At 65.4% G+C, this 18559-nt stretch carries 16 protein-coding genes; 10 read left to right on the top strand and 6 right to left on the bottom strand.

Features of this window, described 5'->3' with window-relative positions; genetic code table 11:
• On the bottom strand, positions 1-661 hold a 661-nt coding region (locus CMN27_RS08665; RefSeq protein WP_293625638.1), incomplete at its 3' end, for a TerC/Alx family metal homeostasis membrane protein.
• Positions 662-863: 202 nt separating this feature from the next.
• Between CMN27_RS08665 and CMN27_RS08660 the strand changes: the two genes are divergently transcribed.
• From CMN27_RS08660 to CMN27_RS08640, 5 genes are all read left to right on the top strand, one after another.
• The gene (locus CMN27_RS08660; RefSeq protein ID WP_293625637.1) at positions 864-2261 is read left to right on the top strand and encodes a hypothetical protein; all 1398 of its coding nucleotides are present in this window, start codon (positions 864-866) and stop codon (positions 2259-2261) included.
• 111 nt (positions 2262-2372) lie between these two features.
• Positions 2373-2924 carry a TIGR00730 family Rossman fold protein gene (locus CMN27_RS08655; RefSeq protein WP_366515432.1) on the top strand — a complete coding sequence of 184 codons (552 nt, stop codon included), beginning with the start codon at positions 2373-2375 and terminating at the stop codon, positions 2922-2924.
• A 31-nt stretch (positions 2925-2955) separates the two neighbouring features.
• On the top strand, positions 2956-4452 hold the full coding sequence (locus CMN27_RS08650; protein ID WP_293625635.1) for a DASS family sodium-coupled anion symporter: 1497 nt from the start codon (positions 2956-2958) through the stop codon (positions 4450-4452).
• Between the two features lie 7 nt (positions 4453-4459).
• A complete protein-coding gene (locus CMN27_RS08645) occupies positions 4460-5056 on the top strand; it encodes an exonuclease domain-containing protein (protein ID WP_293625634.1) in 597 nt (198 codons plus the stop codon).
• A gap of 122 nt (positions 5057-5178) precedes the next feature.
• Positions 5179-6096, top strand: coding sequence for an oxygenase MpaB family protein (locus tag CMN27_RS08640; RefSeq protein ID WP_366515431.1), 918 nt, complete (start codon positions 5179-5181; stop codon positions 6094-6096).
• A 650-nt stretch (positions 6097-6746) separates the two neighbouring features.
• On the opposite strand, the gene CMN27_RS08635 is transcribed toward CMN27_RS08640, so the two are convergent.
• Positions 6747-7874, bottom strand: coding sequence for a M23 family metallopeptidase (locus CMN27_RS08635; protein WP_293625632.1), 1128 nt, complete (start codon positions 7872-7874; stop codon positions 6747-6749).
• 133 nt (positions 7875-8007) lie between these two features.
• On the opposite strand from CMN27_RS08635, the gene CMN27_RS08630 reads away from it, so the two are divergent.
• The 3 genes from CMN27_RS08630 to CMN27_RS08620 all read left to right on the top strand — a co-directional run bounded on the left by CMN27_RS08630 (position 8008) and on the right by CMN27_RS08620 (position 11479).
• Complete coding sequence (locus CMN27_RS08630) at positions 8008-9429, top strand: amidase (protein ID WP_293625631.1); 1422 nt, start codon at positions 8008-8010, stop codon at positions 9427-9429.
• A 199-nt stretch (positions 9430-9628) separates the two neighbouring features.
• Positions 9629-11026 (top strand): FAD-linked oxidase C-terminal domain-containing protein, encoded by a 1398-nt coding sequence (locus CMN27_RS08625; protein ID WP_293625630.1) that lies wholly within the window; start codon positions 9629-9631, stop codon positions 11024-11026.
• 57 nt (positions 11027-11083) lie between these two features.
• Positions 11084-11479: a PaaI family thioesterase gene (locus tag CMN27_RS08620; protein ID WP_293625629.1), complete on the top strand. Its 396-nt coding sequence runs from the start codon at positions 11084-11086 to the stop codon at positions 11477-11479.
• Here the strand turns inward: CMN27_RS08620 and CMN27_RS08615 are convergent.
• From CMN27_RS08615 to CMN27_RS08605, 3 genes are all read right to left on the bottom strand, one after another.
• Complete coding sequence (locus CMN27_RS08615) at positions 11476-12660, bottom strand: MFS transporter (RefSeq protein ID WP_293625628.1); 1185 nt, start codon at positions 12658-12660, stop codon at positions 11476-11478. The two genes, CMN27_RS08620 and CMN27_RS08615, sit on opposite strands and share 4 nt — an antisense overlap.
• Before the next feature lie 99 nt (positions 12661-12759).
• Positions 12760-13953: an HD-GYP domain-containing protein gene (locus CMN27_RS08610; RefSeq protein WP_293625627.1), complete on the bottom strand. Its 1194-nt coding sequence runs from the start codon at positions 13951-13953 to the stop codon at positions 12760-12762.
• A 249-nt stretch (positions 13954-14202) separates the two neighbouring features.
• Positions 14203-15216 carry an FAD-dependent oxidoreductase gene (locus CMN27_RS08605; protein ID WP_293625626.1) on the bottom strand — a complete coding sequence of 338 codons (1014 nt, stop codon included), beginning with the start codon at positions 15214-15216 and terminating at the stop codon, positions 14203-14205.
• Positions 15217-15315: 99 nt separating this feature from the next.
• Between CMN27_RS08605 and CMN27_RS08600 the strand changes: the two genes are divergently transcribed.
• The gene (locus CMN27_RS08600) at positions 15316-16605 is read left to right on the top strand and encodes a hypothetical protein (protein WP_293625625.1); all 1290 of its coding nucleotides are present in this window, start codon (positions 15316-15318) and stop codon (positions 16603-16605) included.
• On the top strand, positions 16602-17369 hold the full coding sequence (locus tag CMN27_RS08595; protein WP_293625624.1) for a VacJ family lipoprotein: 768 nt from the start codon (positions 16602-16604) through the stop codon (positions 17367-17369). The genes CMN27_RS08600 and CMN27_RS08595 overlap by 4 nt, the downstream gene beginning before the upstream one ends.
• A 10-nt stretch (positions 17370-17379) precedes the next feature.
• Here the strand turns inward: CMN27_RS08595 and CMN27_RS08590 are convergent, their stop codons facing one another.
• On the bottom strand, positions 17380-18528 hold the full coding sequence (locus CMN27_RS08590) for a glycerate kinase (protein ID WP_293625623.1): 1149 nt from the start codon (positions 18526-18528) through the stop codon (positions 17380-17382).
• Between the last annotated feature and the right edge of the window lie 31 nt (positions 18529-18559).

The raw sequence follows: 18559 nt of genomic DNA, 5'->3' as shown, positions 1-18559 counted from the left end.
TGAGCCCGTAGATGGCCGGGATCGAATCCAGTGCGAACAGGATATCGGTGGCGCCGATGGCGATCATCACGATCAGCATGGGCGTGATCAGGCGCTTGCCGTTCTTGATCGTGGTCAGGCGGGTGCCGTCGTACTCGTCGGTGGCGGGCAGGTATTTCTGTGCCAGGCGCACCATGATGTTGGGTTTGTATTCCTCGTCTTCGTCGTGCTTGCTGCGCGCCAGGCTCCAGGCGGTATACAGCAGGAAGATGCCGAAGATATAGAACACCCAGGAGAAGTGCTCGATCGCGGCCGCACCGAGGGCGATGAAAATGGTGCGTAGCACCAGCGCGATCACCACGCCGATCAGCAGCACCTTCTGCTGGAATTCGGCCGGGACCTTGAACGAGGCCATGATGATGACGAACACGAACAGGTTGTCGACCGAGAGGCTTTTCTCGGTGATATAGCCGGCGAAGTACTCGATGCCGTGGTCGTGGCCCCAGACCATCCACAGGCCGATACCGAAGATGATGGCCAGCACCACGTAGAAGATCGACCAGCCGCCGGCCTCTTTCAGCGAGGGCGCATGCGGGGTGCGCACGTGCGCGAAGAAATCGAATATCAGCAACGCCAGAATACCGGCGATCGTCGCGCCCCAGACCCAGAAAGGTACATCCATCGCTTGTTTCTCGTGTGCGTAAGTCTCGGTGCGGCCCATCGCCGCCCGATGGGGGGATGGTATGCCCCCTGTCATCAAAGGCTTGTTAAGGCCAGGGCTCGACGCCTGCAGGCGGGTGGGGCCCTGTGGAATGGAATTCCGGAAATCTGAATATTCACAATCCGAGTGCTATCTTACGCGCATCCAAACCGGGCGGATTTCGATGTTTCAATACAAGCAGCGCGACGGCGGTGAGACGCCGTACTGGGGTGCGGGCCCGTTCAAGATCCGGCTGCCGTTTCTGCACTATCGTTTCGAATGGCCCGATTATCTGCAGGGCCTGTTGATGTGTGCGGTCGATCTGGCCGCCATTCCCTTGATGATGGACCTGCTGGGCATGCCGTTCGAGGCGGCCCTGGCCGTGGTCATGCTCAACGGCCTGTTCTATCTCACCCATCATCTGCTCGGCGACCCCGTGGTTCCCGGCTGGATCACGCCGGCCATTCCGCTGCTCATTGCCTATTGCGAAGGCTTTCCGGAGGGCGTGGATCGCGTGCATGCGCTCATTGCGTTCCAGTTCATGCTCGGCACGCTGTCGATCGGCCTGGGCGCGACCGGCATGGCCAAACACGTGGTGCGCTTCGTGCCGCCCGCGCTCAAGGCCGGCATCATCATGGGCGCGGGCCTGGCCGCGGTGAACAGCGTGTTCGCGAACGACGGCCGCTTCTGGAACTTCCCCTTCACCATTTCCATTGCCGTGGGGCTGGCGTTCCTGCTGATCTTTTCGCGCGGCTTCAGCGTGCTCAAGCAGCGCAACGCCGTGTTCGGTCTGATCGGCAAGCTGGGCATCTTCCCCATCATCGCCCTGGCCATCATCATCGCGCCGCTATTCGGCGAAGCGCCCTGGCCGAACGTTGAGTGGGGCTTTTCCAAGCCGGACTTCGTCACCCTCTGGACCGAGTACACCGTGTTCGGGGTGGGCCTGCCGCCGGCATGGTTCTTCATCCAGGCGCTGCCCATGGTCGGCGCGACCTATATCGTGCTCTTCGGCGATGTGCTCCAGTCCAAGGCGCTGCTCGACGAGGCCGACGGTTCGCGTCCGGACGAGCAGATCGACTACAGCCCCGACCGTGCCCACATGATCTTTGGCGCGCGTAATGCGGGCATGAGCATCATCGGCCCGGACGTGGCCATGTGCGGGCCGCTGTGGGCGGCGATGCACGTGGTGATCGTCGAGCGCTACAAGGAAGGCTGCAAGGCCATGGATTCGATCTTCGGCGGCGCCGGCTCGTTTCGCTGGGGTACGAATACCGGCCTGCTGCTATTGCCGATCGTGTCCATCATCCAGCCGATCCTCGGCGTGGCACTGGCGTTGACGCTGCTGCTGCAGGGCTATGTATCGGTGCGTATCGGCATCATGGAAGCCCGCAGCCAGCGCGATCTGGGCATTGCCGGCGTAACCGCGGGCGTGCTGGTCACCCAGGGCGCGGCCTGGGCGTTTGGCGTGGGTATCGGCCTGTGCCTGCTGATCTACGGCAAGCGCTTCTTCTCCGGCGAGATCGACGAAACCTTCGTCAAGGATGTCGACAAGGAAGCACTCGAGCATCAGCGCAAGGTCTAGTTGGCGACAAGTCACGGCTGCGCGCATTCTTGGCCGCTGGTTAGAATGCGCGCCCCGCCCGTCAACGCTTCGCCTGCCATGTCCGAACCCAACCCGCCCGCCGATCCCGCCATTCGTAGTCTGTGCGTGTATTGCGGCTCCCGCGACGGGGCGCGCCCCGTCTACCGCGAGGCCGCTGCCGCTCTGGGCGATGCCATTGCCCGCGCGGGCGTGCGCGTGGTTTACGGCGGGGCGCGGATCGGGCTGATGGGGGTGGTCGCCGACGCTGCGCTGGCCGCGGGCGGCGAAGTCTATGGCGTGATTCCACGCTCCATGACCGATCGCGAACTCGCGCATACCGGTCTGACCGAGCTGAACGTGGTCGAGACTATGCATCAGCGCAAGCTGGCGATGATCGAGGCCGCCGATGGTTTCATCGCCATGCCGGGCGGCTTCGGCACGCTCGAGGAGCTGTTCGAGGTGCTGACCTGGCATCAGCTGGGCTGGCACGACAAGCCCTGCGGCCTTCTCGACGTGGACGGTTTCTATGCGCCGCTGGCCAACTGTATCGCGCATATGCAGGATGAAGGTTTCTTGTCGGTGGCCCATGCACAGCGCCTGCAGCGAGCGCCGGACGCCGAGGGCCTGCTTGCCATGATGGGTGGTGTCACCGCCCGCAGCTGATCGGGCCGTCGAAAATAACGGGAGAACAGGGATGAGTCAGAGCCAGGACAGCGTGTCCTCCAATCAGCAGGAGGCCCATTCGACCAGCCTCGCCGGGCGTATCGGGCTGTTTCTCGGCCCGGTTTTCATGCTGGCGGTGCTCGTGCTCCCGGCCCCCGCCGGCATGGACGCGGCCGCCTGGCACTGTGCCGGGCTGGCGCTGTTCATGGCCACCTGGTGGGCGACCGAAGCGATTCCGATTCCGGCCACGTCGCTGTTGCCGCTGGCCATCGGCCCGGCGATCGGGGTGGGCGGCATCGAGGATCTGGCCGCCTCCTATGCCGACGACATCATCTTCCTGTTTCTGGGTGGTTTTCTGCTCGGCCTGGCGATGCAGCGCTGGAACCTGCACCGGCGTATCGCCCTGGCCACCCTGCTGGCGGTGGGCTCAAGCCCGGCCCGCCAGATCGCCGGCTTCATGATCGCGACCGGCTTCATCAGCATGTGGGTGTCGAATACGGCCACCTCGATCATGATGCTGCCCATCGGCATGTCGGTCGTGAGTCTCATGGCCGAGGAAGACTCGCCCGCGGTGGATCGCTATGCCACCCGTCTGCTGCTGGGTATCGCCTATGCCGCATCGATCGGCGGCGTGGCCACGCTCATCGGCACGCCGCCGAACGCGCTGCTGGCCGGCTATCTGTCGTCGGATCAGGGCATCGATATCGGTTTTGCCCAGTGGATGGTCGTCGGCATTCCGGTATCGATCACGATGATGGCCGCGGCCTGGGTCTGGCTGACCTGGGGCGGCTTCGAGCTGGATAACAGCCAGGCCGGCCGCGATATGCTCAAGGACGAAATGCGCCAGCTCGGCAGCCTGACCACCGCCGAGAAACGGGTGGGCGGCATGTTTCTGCTCGCTGCCGGGCTGTGGATATTCCGGCCGTTGATCAACAACGCCGGGGTCGACTGGCTCTCCGATGCGATGATCGCCATCTTCATCGGCGTGGCCCTGTTCGTGATCCCCGCGGGCAGCGGCCGGGTCGGCCCCGATCGCAAGCAGGCCAACACCGGCCGGCTGATGAACTGGGAAAACGAAGCCAACGTGCCCTGGGGCGTGCTGCTGCTGTTCGGCGGCGGTCTGGCCCTGGCCGGCGCGATCAAGGACACCGGCCTGGCCGAATGGATTGCCACCCAGATGGAAATCTTCGGCGTGCTGCCGGGCGTGCTGCTCGTGGGCGCGGTGGTGCTGGTGATCATTTCGCTTACCGAAGTCAGCTCGAACACGGCGACCGCCGCGGTATTCATGCCGCTGCTCGGCGCGCTGGCGGGCTCGGTGGGCGTCGATGTGCTGCTGCTGACCGTGCCGGCGGCGATCGCGGCCAGCTGTGCGTTCATGATGCCGGTGGCCACGCCGCCCAACGCCATCGTGTTCGCGACCGGGCGCATGAAGATCCAGTCGATGATGCAGGCCGGCTTCGCGCTCAATATCGTCTGTGTCGTACTCGCCACGCTGGTGCCGTATCTGATCATCAGCATGTTCTGGTAAGCGGCGCATGGCACGGCCGATCCCGGCGCCGGCGCTCGTGGCCGGCGTGCCCGACTTCATTGCCATCGACGTGGAAACCGCGAACCACGACGCCGGCAGCATCTGCCAGATCGGCTTCGCCGCCTTTGCCGACGGCGTGCTGATCGAGAACTGGGCCTGGCTGATCAATCCCCAGACCTGGTTTTCGGCGCACAACATCGGAATTCACGGCATCCGTGCCGCGGATGTCGCCGCCGCGCCGAGCTGGCCCGAGGTTTACGACGAGATCGTGGCCCTGCTGGCCGGGCGTATCGTGGTTTCCCATACGGCCTTCGATGTGACCGCCACGGCTCGTGCCTGTGCCCGCTACGATCTACCGCTGCTGGGCGCGCACTGGCTGGACTCCGCCCGCGTGGCGCGCCGTGCCTTTGCCCGGTTCGCACGCCGCGGCTGGGGGCTGGCCAGCCTGAGCGAGTATCTGGCGATCGAATTCGACCACCACGACGCCGGCGAAGACGCGCGCGCGGCCGGGCTGGTGGTGCTGGCGGCGGTCGAAGCCAGCGGTCGATCGGTGGCCGACTGGCTGACCGATGCCCACCGGCCGCTGCGCGAATTCGCCGGCTGATCCGCAACGCCAGGCCGGTCGAATGCTTGAACTTATTGCATCTGCGCCGGCGGTGTCGGCGGTATAGTCGTAAGCCCATCTTTCCAATCGGTCTTTGCGTGCCCCATCGTTTCAGTCAGCGCCTGCCCGCGCCGAGTCAGTGGCTTACGCCGCTGCATGCACGCCTGCGCGACTGGATCGTGGGCGTGGTGGCCACCACCGAGGATTTCGGCATCGACTACGATGCCCCCGTGGGCGACCCCGGCCTGTTCGGCCCCGACAGCGTCACCTGGAAGATCCACGGCGACTTCCCCGGCATGATGGCCGGCGGTATTGCCGCCCTCATGCTGCAGACCCTGCACCCGCGTGCACTGGCCGGCGTGGTCAACCACTCGCGGTTTCGTGAAGACCCGCTCGGCCGGCTGCGCCGTACCACCATGTTCGTGGCTGCAACCAGCTATGCGCCGACGGGCGACGCCGAGCGCATTATCGATATCGTCGATCGCATGCATGCCCGGGTCGTCGGCACCACCGACGAGGGCGAGCCCTATTCGGCCCGCGATCCCGAGCTGCTCACCTGGGTGCATTGCACCGAAATGGCCAGCTTTCTGGCCGGCTACATGCGCTATCGGCGCGCCGATCTGAGCGTGGCGGTACAGGATCGCTACTTCGACGAAACCCGACGGGTCGCCGAAGCGCTCGGGGCGAAGAACGTGCCCGCATCGCGGGCCGAAATGGACGACTATTTCGCCGCCATGCAGCCGCAGCTGCGCTTTGACCATCGTTCGCGCGAAACGCTGGCCGTGCTCGAGGCCATGGATCTGCCCATTCCCGTTGCCGGTGTGTCGCGGCGCATGTTCCTCGGCGCCGGCGCCGCGCTGCTGCCGCCCTGGGCCCGGGCGTTGATCCACCGCAGCTCGGCCCAGCGCTTGATCGACCGGGCCTCGGCCGAAAGCCTCAACCGGATCGCGCCGCTCATTCGCGCCTCCATGACGGAGGGCGTTGCCATGCGCTCGGCACGGCGCGTTGACGCGCCGCGCGAGTGTTTGCACTTCGATTGATGAGGCGACGTGCTCCCGGCGCGGATTGTTTGCCGGTTCCGACGTGGCAAAGTCCGCAAATAAACGCGAGAAGCGCAAATGACGGCGGGCGAGGGTTATTTACTCCCCATAGCGAACGTGGGCCGTAGGTGGATTAGCGAAGCGTAATCCAACAGGAAACACAGCCCGTGGGCCGATTCTGCCGCGTCTTTCAACCGTGTCACGGCGCCCGTCCAGCCCTGGTTTTACGCCTTGGCTCCAAGGGCAGGACGTAGGTTGGATTAGCGCAGCATAATCCAACAAGGAACGCAGCCTGCCCGGGCTGATGCGAGCTGCGTGTTCCGACCGCGCCGAGGTGGCGCGCCGTGTTGGCTTACGGCCTGTCGGCCTAACCCAACCTACGCGGCTTGGGCGCAGGGAGCACGTCTGCAAATGCACACCGGAAGCGCGAATGATGGATCGCGGCTCGATGATGACGCCCCAAAGCGAACGCAGGGCGTAGGTTGGATTAGCGCAGCGTAATCCAACAAAGAACGCAGCCTGCGGGGCCGATTCGGCCTGCGTCTTTCGACCATGTGCCGATGGCCGTGCCGCGTTGGTCGCAGGCACTTCGCCCCACATGCAGCTGTTCGGTACAAGGACGCCGATGTGTAGCCCCAGCCCCGACGCGCTCAGCCCTCCGGCAAATCCGGCGCCGGCCGCAGGAAGGGCGCGGGGTCGACCGGTCCGAAGCCGGTGTAGATGCCGAAATGCAGATGCGGCGGCGTGGTTCGGGCATTGCCGGTGTTGCCGACGTAGCCAAGCACGTCGCCGGTCGATACCGACGCCCCGGATTCGACGTTGAACGAATCGAGATGGGCATAGTAATAACGCGCCCCACCGATGCCGAGCATGCCCGACGACAGCCAGACATGTTTGCCGCCGATGCCGCCGGTGCCAATACGCACCCGTCCGTCGGCCACGGCGGTCACCGGTGTGCCGCGTGCGGCAAAGATATCCACGCCGTGATGCTTGCGCGCGCCGCCGTCGCGCGGCGCGCCGAAACCGCTGCCGATATCGCGCTCGGCTGCGCCGGTGACGGGAAACGACAGCGATCCACCACGGGCCATGGCCAGCTGGTAGCCCACCGCGGCCGCGAGTTCGGGTTGGAGCACGACTCGATAGTCGCCGTCGCGATCGGCAACGAATTCCACCACCTCGCCATCAGTACCCAGCATGCGCACGGTGACCCAGGCGTTCGGATCGTCGCTGTCGGCGTCGCGGCGCTGGATATCCGCATAAAGCGCGCTGCGACAGTCTCTACAGGCCGGCGCATCGCGCAGCAGCCGCACTTTGAAACGTTCGCCGCGTTCGAGCGCGGTCTGAAATACATGCGCCTCGATGGTGTCGGGTTCGAACATGCCGCGCGTGGCGTAGCGGGTGGAAAACCGGCCCGGATCCTCGCCGGCCCGCGCCACCGCACTGCGCCAGCGCTCGCCCAGGGCGCTGTCCGCGAGCCCGGCAATACGCAGCCTTGCGCCGTACACGTCGCGCGGCGAGATGTGGAAGGTTTCCATGGCCGTGGTGCGTGTCCAGGCAGCGGCTTCTGCGCGCCAGGCCGGACGATAGACGAGCAGGGCGATCAACGCCGCCAGAAGCAATGCCAATAACCACGGCCGGGCACGGCGATGGGGCGCGGCCGGCGTCGAGGCCGTTGTATTCGTCTCGGTGTCGCGGGCCGCTTCGTCGGGCCGAGTACGGGCCGGGTTTTCGTCGAGGTCGGTCGTACTGGCCGCCGGCCCGGTTTGATCTGATTGCATAGGGTCGATACGTTACCCATCGCAGGGCGGATGTTGCAGTCGTGGGCTTTCGGTGGGTAGTTGTACCCATGTTCGCGAGCGTTGATCGTCGGTACGCTCCGCGCCCCTTTTTCCAAGGCACCGCAGGGACAGCATGAGCGCGAGAGACGACGATCTGGGCACGATGGATGCCGGCAAGCTGATCGATCTATTCGAATCCGGGGACGCGTCGCCGCTGGAAGCCACGCGCGCCGCGCTGGATCGGATCGATCGCTTCAACGATGACGTCAACGCCTACGTCTATATCGATCGTGAAGGCGCCGAAGACGCCGCCCGTGCTTCGGCGCGGCGCTGGGGCCAGGGCAAGCCGCTGTCGCCGATCGACGGCGTGCCCACCTCGCTCAAGGATCTCACCGAGGTCAAGGGCATGCCGGCCCGTGATGGCTCGCTGACCACGGGCACCGGCAAGTGCGATACCGATGCGCCGCCGGCGCGCATGCTGCGCGAAGCCGGCGCCGTGCTGTTGGGAAAGACGAATACGCCCGAATTCGGCTGGAAGGCGGTGACCGACAACCGCGTATTCGGCGCGACCTGCAATCCCTGGGATACGCGGCTCACGCCGGGCGGCTCGTCGGGCGGTGCCGCGGCGGCGGCCGCCTTGAACATGGGCGTGCTGCATCAGGGCGGTGACTCCGGTGGCTCGATTCGTATCCCGGCGGCGTTCACCGGCGTATTCGGCTTCAAGCCGACCTTTGGCTGGACCCCGCAGTGGCCGCCGGCGAAGATGCCCACGCTGTCGCATCTCGGGCCGCTCACCCGGCATCCCCGCGATGCCGCCCGCATGCTCAACGTGATGGGGCGCTACGACTATCGCGACCCCTACGCGACCCGCGGCCAGCCCGAAGACTGGGGCGTGGATCTGGAATGCGACCTGCGCGGACTGCGCATCGCCTATTCCCCCGATCTGGGCTATGCCGACGTCGACGATCAGATCGCAGCCCGGGTCAAGGAAGCGGCCCTGAAGCTCGAGGATCTCGGCGCGGAAGTGGTCGAAGTGAACCCGGCCTTCAAATCGCCGATCGATATCTTTCGCAAGCTGTGGTTCACCGCCTCGCTGCAGGTCTGGGACCGCTGTGATGAAAAGGGCCGCGAGCTGCTGGACCCGGGCCTGGTGGCCAACGCCAAGCATGCCCAGAACTGGGACGCGCTGGAGCTGTTCGATGCCTTCTCCGAGCGCGCCGAGCTCACGCTGGCGCTGGAGAAGTTCAACCAGGACTACCACTTGCTGATGACGCCCACGGTGCCGTTGCAGCCGTTCGAGGTGAACCACGAAGTCCCGCCCGGTAGCGGCATGCGCGACTGGGAGGAATGGGCGCCGTTCTCCTATCCGTTCAACCTCAGCCAGCAGCCGGCGGCCTCGGTGCCCTGCGGGTTCACCGACTGCGGGCTGCCGGTCGGCTTTCAGCTGGCGGGCGGCAAGTTCGACGACGTGCGCGTGCTGCGTGCGGCCAACGCCTATATGGCCGCCTATCCGGCACGTTTCCCGGCGGTGCCGAACCCGGCGCAATACGGCTAGGCAGGCGCGATTGAATCGAGCGTTCTGCGTGGCGCGCGGCGGGAGTCGTGCGCTGCCTGAACGCGCCGCATCGAAAAGGCCGGGGCGCGGTTATGCGCCGGTGATGACCGGGTAAGCTGTATACTGCAGCGTTTCTTGTGCGCCGCGCGACGTCCGCCGTGTACAAGGGCAAGCTCTTTTCGTTGAACGAGGTGCCGCCATGGCAACCCAGGCCACGCTTCGCGCTCCGGCCGTTGCGCTCGAAACGGTCATCGTTGAAATCCGTGCGCTGCTCGGCGATCGCGTGAGTACCACCACCGCGACTCGCGAACAGCACGGCCACGACGAGTCCTGGCATCACCCGGCCATGCCGGACGCCGTGTGCTTTGTGCATGGCACGGCCGAAGTCGCCGCGATCGTCAAAGCCTGCAATACGCACCGCGTGCCGGTGATCGCCTATGGCGTGGGCACGTCGATCGAAGGCCAGATCATTGCCGAACAGGGCGGCATCTGTATCGACCTGTCGCAGATGAACGCGATTCGCGCGGTGCGACCCGAAGATATGGACGCCACGGTCGAAGCCGGCATTACCCGCGGCCAGCTCAATACCTATCTGCGCGATACGGGGCTGTTCTTTTCGGTCGACCCGGGCGCGGATGCGACGCTGGGCGGCATGGCGTCGACGCGGGCCAGCGGCACCAACACGGTCCGGTACGGCACGATTCGCGAGAACGTACTGTCGATGACCGTGGTCATGCCCGATGGTGAAGTCGTGCGTACCGGCGCCCGGGCGCGCAAGTCCGCGGCCGGCTACGATCTCACCCATCTGTTGATCGGTGCCGAAGGCACGCTCGGCATCATCACCGAGCTTACGGTACGCCTGCACGGTCTGCCGGAAGCGATGAGCGCGGCCACGGTCTGTTTCGAAGATGTCGCCGGCGCGATCGATGCCGTGATTGCCTCCATTCAGTACGGCATTCCCATGGCCCGTATCGAACTGCTCGACAGCCTGTCGATGTATGCAGTCAATCGCCATGGCGGGCTCGACCACCCCGAAAAACCAACGCTGTTTCTGGAATTCCACGGCACGGCCGCAGCCGTGGCCGAGCAGGCCGAAAGCATGGACGCGCTTTGTCGCGAGTTCGGCGGTACCGGCTTTCGCTGGGCCACGCTGGAAGAAGAACGCAGCGCGCTCTGGGTCGCGCGCCACAGCGCGGCGTATGCGGCCAAGCAGTTGCGCCCCGGCATGGAATTTCATGCCACCGACATCTGCGTGCCGATTTCGCGCCTGGCCGGCTCCATCGAAGCCGCCCAGGCCGATGTGGCCGAACTTGGCCTCACCGCGCCGCTGTTCGGTCATGTGGGCGACGGCAACTTCCATCTCGTGGTGGTCGTCGATCGCGACAACCCGGACGAGCTGGCCGCTCTCGATACGCTCAACGAGCGTCTGATCACCCGCGCCCAGGCAGCCGACGGCACCTGTACCGGCGAGCACGGTATCGGGCTGGGCAAGCGTCGGTATCTGGAAGCCGAGCACGGCGCGGGCTTGAACGTGATGCGCGCCATCAAGGCCGCACTCGATCCCAACGGAATCATGAACCCGGGTAAGCTGCTGTAGCGCTTTTCAGGGGTAACGAACCGCCGCGTGGAAACTTCGCAGGAATAACGAATCGCCATGAATGCCCGTCTGCAACAGGTCATCGACCATCCGCTGCACCAGCATCTGGGTATCGAAACCATCGACTCGGAAAACGGCGCAGCGCGGTTTTCAATTCGAGTGGATGAGAACACCCTCAACCCGGCCGGCGTCTTGCACGGCGGCGTGCTCTATCTGCTGTGCGACGTCTGCGCCTATGCCGGCCTTCTCAGCACTCTGGATACCAATACCGAAGCGGTCACCCACGATATCCATGTATCGGTGATGCGCGCGGTGGCGGCCGGCGAAGTCGTGCTGTTCGAATCGGAGCCGATCCGCGTGGGACGGCGTATCGCCTTCATCGACGTCAGCGCCCGCGTGGACGAGCGCGTTGTCGCCCGGGCACGGGTCACCAAGACGCTGTTGCAGGCCTAGTCGATGGCATCGCCGAGCGCTTCGCGCCGCGGCTTGCCGGGAAACAGCAGGACGGTCGCCAGCGAAAGCCCGGCGTTGGCGACGAAGGTGGTCGCCAGGCCCAACGGCTGTGCGGCGAAGCCCCCCAAAGCCGGGCCGATGATATTGCCCAGCGCGAACATCGTGAGCGTTGCGGTGAAGCCGACGGTGGGCAGGCGTGGGTGCAGATGGCTGCTCCAGAACGAAAAGATCGCGCTCAGAACCATGATGCAGGTGCCCTGCAGGGCAGCCGACACGAGCAGGCTGCTCCACGAGGTCGGCAGCAGGCCGAGCAATAGCAGCGACAAAAGCGAGCAGACGAAGATGCCGCGCACCAGGCCAGTCAGGCCCACACGCGCCTTGACGTCGGCGGTGAGAAAACCGACCAGGCCCCCGGCGCCCAGGGCGATATAGAGCACCGGCCCCGAGAGTGCCGTGGCAATGCCGGGCAGCCCGCCGGCCTGGGATACATGATCCACCGCGAACGACAGATAGAAGCCGTTGGTCAGGCCGAACGACAGGGCGATTGCGAGCAATGGCCAGGCCGGACGTGAAAACAGGCCGCCTAGTGCATCGCGATCAACGCTATGGCTATCACTGCGTGGCAGCCGCGCCAGGGCATACAGGTTGACCGCCGCCGTGATCAGCGCAGCCAGCGCAAACACCACCCACACCGTACGCCAGCCGTGTTCGAGCCCGGCAACCGCCAGCGCCAGAATGCCGGCGCCTACGATCCCGCCGGCCGTGCCCGTACTGATGATCGACAGCGCGCGTTCGCGCTCGTTAAATGGCACGCCGCGCTCGGCGGCATCATTGAACGGCGACCAGCAGAATCCCGCGCTGGTGGCGGCCAATACCGTGCCGACTGCCAGCATGGTCGGGTTCTGAGCGATGGCTACGATTGCCATGCCGAACAGCGCGGCGAAGCAGCCCAGGGCTACCGCGAGCCGGGGCCCCTGGATGACCACCAGCCATACGGTGAGCAGCAGGGCCAGAAAGAATCCGCCGAACGCGCTGCTCGCGATCAGCCCGGCCGTCGACGTGGACAGCGAGAATTCATCGCGAAATACCGGCAGGAACAGGCCGAAGCCCATGCGCGCGGGCCCGAAGGCCATGGCTGTTGCGAGGGCGCCGCCGGCAGCGAGGGGCCAGGCTCGTGACACGGGATCTCCCGTTGCGAATGCGAGCCGGCAGCCTAATTACAGGTTCTGGCCAGTACCATCCGTTAAAGCACGTGGGAACCGTCGGCGTCGCGTGATCGGCTAGGCTTCCCAGTTTTCCGCATAGTCGTCTATATCCACCCCGTAGCTGCCGGGGGTGAGCATGCGGTTGACGAAGAATTTCGGAAAACGCATCAGATCGCGCACGCGCTGCGGGAAATACCGGCGTTTCCTGTAGTCGAGTACGAGCAGCACCGTGGGCTTGGGCTGGCGCTCGGGGCTGGGGATCACCAGCCCGACTTCGCCGGTATTGAGTTCCACCAGCGTGCCGATCGGGTATTCGCCGTGATAATCGGTGAACTGGCGCAGCAGTTCGTCGTTGAAATCGCCCTCGAAGCTGGCCATGAGCTCCAGTGCCTGGGCCGGCGTACGCCCTTGCTGGTAAACCCGGTCGGTGGTCATGGCGTCGTAGACATCAGCGATGGCAACGATCTGGGTGTAATAGGAAATCTGTGCACCACGCAGCCCGCGGGGGTAGCCGCGACCGTTGAGGCGTTCGTGATGGTCGCGCACGATATCAAGGCTCGCCTGCGTCAGCCCGGAGGCCTTTTCCAGAATCTCCACACCGTACTGCGGGTGTTTCTTGATTTGTTCGTACTCGCTCGGCGTCAGCTTGCCGGGCTTGTTCAGAATGGCCAGCGGAACCTTGATCTTGCCTACATCGTGAAGAAGGGCGCCGACGCCCATTTCCTTGATGGCGCGTTCGTCGTTGCCCACGAATGTCGCCAGCGCGACCGCCTGCATGCACACGTTGAGGCTGTGAATCGCGGTGTATTCGTCCCGGCTTTTCAGATTGCTGAACCAAACCAGGGCGTCGGGATGACGGGCGACGCTGTCCATCATCTGTTCCACCACTTCCGCCACGGCGGCCGTGTCCGGGCGTCGGTTCTCGCTGATTTCCTCGTGGATGGTGCGAATCAGTCCGCGTGCGTTGTCGTGGATCTTGCGTGCGACCGGCAGTTCCTGGCGGAACGAGTGCGGCTCGTGATCGCCCGGCGGCGGTATGGTGGCCGCGCCCACACCGTTGCGGCGCCCGCGGCGGTCGTCATTCGCGGGGTCATCGCTGCGGATATAGGCGTACTCACACCGCGTTCGCAGTTGATCGATATCGGCTTCGGTCCTGATATCCACCCCTTCGAGAAGATAGGGCGTTTCCAGCCAGGGCCGATCAAGGGCCTCGACATACATGCCGATGCGCAGATCGCGGGTCTCGATTTTTTTCAGGTGTAAAGCCATCGACGGGTGCCACGAGTGCGGCGGAGGGGTTTATTTCACGCTCAGGTTATCTCTCTTCCCTGATATAGCATGAACGGTTGTCAAAAATATTATTGAGCGCGGCTGAAATCGCATTTCATAATAGCTCATGTGCAGCCGAATGCTGAGGCCGACCACGGCAGGGCGGCTCGGCACGTAGGGTCTAGCCAGGTGCAGCGCCGCATGCGGCGCCGAAATCGGCGGCGCCAGGCCGACGGGTTCAGCGTCCGGTCACTCGCTCAGTTGGGCGGCCGCGGCCGCACCGGATAGCCAGGCACCCTCGACACGTCCGCCGGCAAGCCAGTCGCCGGCCAGTACAATGCGCTCGTCGCGCGCGGCCTGGCAACGATCGGCGAGCGGCTCGGCCGCCGGGCCCGGGCGCGCATAGCGCCAGCGATGGGTTCGTACCAGTCGCATGTGCCGGGTGCTCGTGCCGGTGATCGCAGCGAATTCGCGGGTGAGCGTTGTCGCGATGGATTCCGGCGTATCTTCGAGATGCGCGGCGCTGAATTCGGGCCCGGCATGCAGCGTCCACAGGCGCGCGCTGGTGTCGGTATGGCCGGCCTTGTGGCTGTTGTCGGCACACCAGGACAGGGGGCCGTCCTTGACGAAAATCGCCTGGCAGTCCGGTAGCGCCGGTGCGGCCACCACCAGCGAATGGCAGGGCAAAAGCATACGGTCGGCCTCGGCCAGCGCCGGCAGGACGGCTGCCTGTTCGCCCAGCAGGCGCCTTGCCTGTACCGGCGGTACGGTGAGCACGATGGCGTCGGCGTTGAAGCGCCCGTGTTCGCCGAGATCGGCACGCCAGCCCTGGCTGGTGCGGCTCAGGCGACGTACCGGTTGGCCGCAACGCACATCGATATCGGCCTGCTCGAATACATAGCGCACCCAGTGGTTGAGCCCCTCCGGGCCGACCAGGCGCTCGCGTTCGTCGGGTGAGCGCTTGAGCTGCCAGCCGCTCGCGGCGTGTTCGGCCATGCATACCGCCGGCGACCAGCGCTCGAGCACCCCGGCAGCCAGGTCGCTTTCAACGCGCGCACGAAACGCGGTATCCCGCGCCGTGAAGTACTGGGCGCCGTAATCGAACCACGGGCTATGGCGATCGGGCGCGAGCCGGCGCGTGGCGCAACGTCCGCCGGGCCGGCGGGCCTTGTCGACCACAACCACGTCCCAGCCGGCGCTGTCGAGCGCCAGCGCGGCACTTGCGCCGGCCACCCCGGCACCGATGATGAGCACTTTAGCCATCACCGTATTGTCTTTGGCGCGTGGATAGCGCGCAAATGGTTATGAAATCGGTATGATCTGCGCTTTGTGTTCGATGCCTACGAAGCGCGGGTCCTGTCCATGCGTATTTTCTTGCGTGCGTGTCTTGCGCTGGGTTTGCCGCTGATCGCGTTCGTCGCGGTCGCCCAGCCTGTCACGGGCCCTTATCCCATCGACGACGGGCTGGCCGCGACGGTGGTGGGTACCCCGGCCGACTATCAGGCCGAGCTGCCCGCCAACCTCGATTTCGAAGTGCGCCGACTCGAGCCGCTGGTCGAACGCGAGACGCCGCCGACTTTGCGCTACGCGCGCCCACTGCAATATCTGCGCGTCGTGCAGGACGAGCCTGCACCGTTGGCATTCGTGATCGCGGGCACCGGCGCCAGTGCTCTGTCGAGCAAGTGCGTCACGCTTTCGAGCGCCTTGTACGAGGTGGGCTACAGCGTGGCCTGCCTGCCTTCGCCCACGAGCATGACTTTCATGCTCGGCGCCGCGGAACATCCGGTGCCCGGGCGCATGCGCAGCGATGTGCGCGATCTGTATCGGCTGATGCAGGCAGTTCGCGACGATCTTGATCCGCAGGCCCAGGTCACCGGCTATGCCTTGACCGGCTGGAGTCTGGGTGCAACCCAGGCCGCTTTCATCGCCCGTCATGATGAGACCGCCGGCGAGTTCAATTTCTCGCGCGTGCTGCTGCTCAATCCGGCGGTGGACGTCTGGGCGTCGGTGCAGCGCATGGATGCGTTGCTGGCCGAGAATCTCGACGGCGGCTTCGACGGCATCCCGGCCTTCGTCGCTCGGGGGCTGGGCGGGCTCAAGCAGCTGTATTCGGCGGGCGACCCGCTGCGCTTCAACGAGGATTTCCTCTATCGCGCCTACCGTACGCAGTCGCCCGAGCGCGGTGATATCGCCGCGATCGTCGGGCTGGCGTTCCGGCTGTCTCTGGCCAATATGGCGTTCGGCGCGGATGTGCTCACCCGTGCCGATGTCATCGTGCCGAAGAATGTCGAACTCGGCCCTTATGATTCGCTGGACCCCTATATCCGGCGCTCGTTCGAGATGTCCTTCGAAGACTATTTCGAGCGTTTGCTGTTGCCGTACTGGAACCGCGATGGCCGCCAGCTCACGCGTGACGAGCTGATCGCCGGCTCGGATCTGCGCGGTATGCGTGATTATCTTGCCGGCCACGCCAATATCGGCGTGTTCACCAGCGAGGACGATCCGATCCTCGGCGACGACGAGATTGCTTTTCTGCGCGACACCTTCGGTGAGCGGGCCCGTATCCGCCCGCGTGGTGGGCATATGGGTAATCTCGGGTCGGCCAATTCGATAGCCGCTCTGCAGCAATTCTTCGCACGGCCCGCGCCATGAACAACCCCAACGCACGCATGTACGCACGCCCGCCGTGCGCTTTTCTTCTTTTGCTGTGCCTCTGGCTGGCAGGCTGCGCGAGCACGCCCGTGCCGCAGACCGTGAGCCCGGATACCCCCGATGAGGTGCCGGTGGCAGAGACCACGGCCAATCCGCTGGCGATCTACGACCCCTGGGAAGGCTTCAATCGGCGCGTGTATCGCTTCAATGCGCTGGCCGATCGCTATGTGCTGATGCCGGTGGTACAGACCTATCGCACCATCACGCCGGGGTTTGCGCGCACCGGCGTACAGAACTTCTTTTCCAATCTGGGCGAGATCAACACCTTTGCCAACAGCGTGTTGCAGGCCAAGCCCACCAGTTCCGCGGTCACGCTGTCGCGTTTTGCGCTCAATACCACCGTGGGCCTGGCCGGGCTGTTCGACCCGGCATCTGCCATCGGCCTCGAACAGCGCAACGAGGATTTCGGCCAGACCCTGGGTCATTACGGCGTGGGTGCGGGCCCGTATCTGGTGCTGCCATTCTTCGGGCCGTCGACGCTGCGCGACAGTATCGGCCTGGCCGGCGACCAGGGCCTGATCTTCGCGCTCGACCCGCTCCAGCTCGACGACCACCCGTGGGCACGCCTGCCCTACTGGGCAATGTATGCCATCAACACGCGCGACAGCGTGAGTTTTCGCTACTACCAGACCGGTTCGCCGTTCGAATACACCCTCGTGCGCCTGGTCTACATGAACTATCGCGCGTTGTTGATCGAGGAGTAGCCCGGCCGGCTCAGCGGGGCGGCGCGTCGATCAGCCGGGGCAGATCGCGGCCGATATCGGCCGCGGCGCGCCGCGCCCAGTGCAGCGGCTCGGCCAGGGCCGCTTCGACCGAGCCGGCGCGTTCGATCAGCGTATAGCAGCCCGCGAAGTGCGCGCCCAGCTCGGTGCGTGCCTCATCGGCGATCGCCCCGGATAGCAGAACCGTGGGTGTTGGGCCCGCCGCGCGGGCGACGGCCAACGGCAGCTTTCCCGAGAGCGTCTGCCTGTCCGAGCGGCCTTCACCGGTGATCACCAGATCGGCTTGGGCCAGCGTTTGTCGCAGCCCGGTGATGTCGAGCAGCGTGTTCGCACCCGAGCACAGCTCACCCCCGATTAACGCCAGCGCGAAGCCAAGCCCGCCGGCGGCGCCGCTGCCGCTTGCACCGGCAAGCGAGCCCGGCCCCGCGCTTTGCGCGAGGCGGCCGAAAGCGGCCTCGACGGCTTCGATATCGGCGTCGCTCAAACCCTTTTGCGGGCCGTAGACACGGCTTGCGCCGTCCGCGCCAAGCAAGGGGTTGTCCACATCGCAGAGCACCCGGATACGGATGTGCTGCAGGCGTGCGTCCATTTCGGTGAGATCGATCCGATCCATGGACAGTAGTCCATCCATGGTAGGCGCCACCGTATCGCCGTGCATATCGACCGCCCGCGCGCCCAGTGCACACAGCATGCCCAGGCCGGCATCGTTACAGGCGCTGCCACCCAGGCCGATAACAAAGTCGTGAATACCCGTATCCAGTGCCGCTGCAATGAGTTCGCCCAGGGCCTGACTGCCGCGTGCCTGCAGGCGCGGCGCGTCGGCCTGCGCCTCGATCAACGGCAGGCCCAGCACCGTGGCCGACTCGATCACGGCGGTGCCGGCTTCGTCACGAAACCAGGGGGCCTCGATACGCTCGCCATGGATCGCCACGATCGATGTCGTTTGCCAGGCCACCTGTCGACCGGCCGCCAGACAGTCGAGCGTGCCTTCGCCCCCGTCGGCCATCGGGGCCAGCGTCAGCCGCGCGTGTGGGCAGACGGTCTGCAGCCCCTCGGCCAGTGCATGGGCGACGTCGAGCGCGCTCGCGCTGCCCTTGTAACTGTCGGGCGCGAGAACGATATGCGGCGTTGCGTTGTTCATGCCGCGCCAGCTAGGCGGCGACGCGCGGGGC

Source organism: Salinisphaera sp. (assembly GCF_002729955.1).
In the GTDB taxonomy this organism is placed as follows: Bacteria; Pseudomonadota; Gammaproteobacteria; order Nevskiales; family Salinisphaeraceae; genus Salinisphaera.
Note: the sequence above shows the minus strand (reverse complement) of the source record. Positions and strands in the feature narration are given on the sequence as shown.

Coding starts and splice junctions, on each gene's coding strand:
- CMN27_RS08590 (WP_293625623.1), bottom strand. CDS start 18,528: ATGAACAACGCAACGCCGCATATCGTTCTCGCGCCCGACAGTTACAAG.
- CMN27_RS08660 (WP_293625637.1), top strand. CDS start 864: ATGTTTCAATACAAGCAGCGCGACGGCGGTGAGACGCCGTACTGGGGT.
- CMN27_RS08645 (WP_293625634.1), top strand. CDS start 4,460: ATGGCACGGCCGATCCCGGCGCCGGCGCTCGTGGCCGGCGTGCCCGAC.
- CMN27_RS08650 (WP_293625635.1), top strand. CDS start 2,956: ATGAGTCAGAGCCAGGACAGCGTGTCCTCCAATCAGCAGGAGGCCCAT.
- CMN27_RS08600 (WP_293625625.1), top strand. CDS start 15,316: ATGCGTATTTTCTTGCGTGCGTGTCTTGCGCTGGGTTTGCCGCTGATC.
- CMN27_RS08620 (WP_293625629.1), top strand. CDS start 11,084: ATGAATGCCCGTCTGCAACAGGTCATCGACCATCCGCTGCACCAGCAT.
- CMN27_RS08605 (WP_293625626.1), bottom strand. CDS start 15,216: ATGGCTAAAGTGCTCATCATCGGTGCCGGGGTGGCCGGCGCAAGTGCC.
- CMN27_RS08610 (WP_293625627.1), bottom strand. CDS start 13,953: ATGGCTTTACACCTGAAAAAAATCGAGACCCGCGATCTGCGCATCGGC.
- CMN27_RS08630 (WP_293625631.1), top strand. CDS start 8,008: ATGAGCGCGAGAGACGACGATCTGGGCACGATGGATGCCGGCAAGCTG.
- CMN27_RS08635 (WP_293625632.1), bottom strand. CDS start 7,874: ATGCAATCAGATCAAACCGGGCCGGCGGCCAGTACGACCGACCTCGAC.
- CMN27_RS08625 (WP_293625630.1), top strand. CDS start 9,629: ATGGCAACCCAGGCCACGCTTCGCGCTCCGGCCGTTGCGCTCGAAACG.
- CMN27_RS08595 (WP_293625624.1), top strand. CDS start 16,602: ATGAACAACCCCAACGCACGCATGTACGCACGCCCGCCGTGCGCTTTT.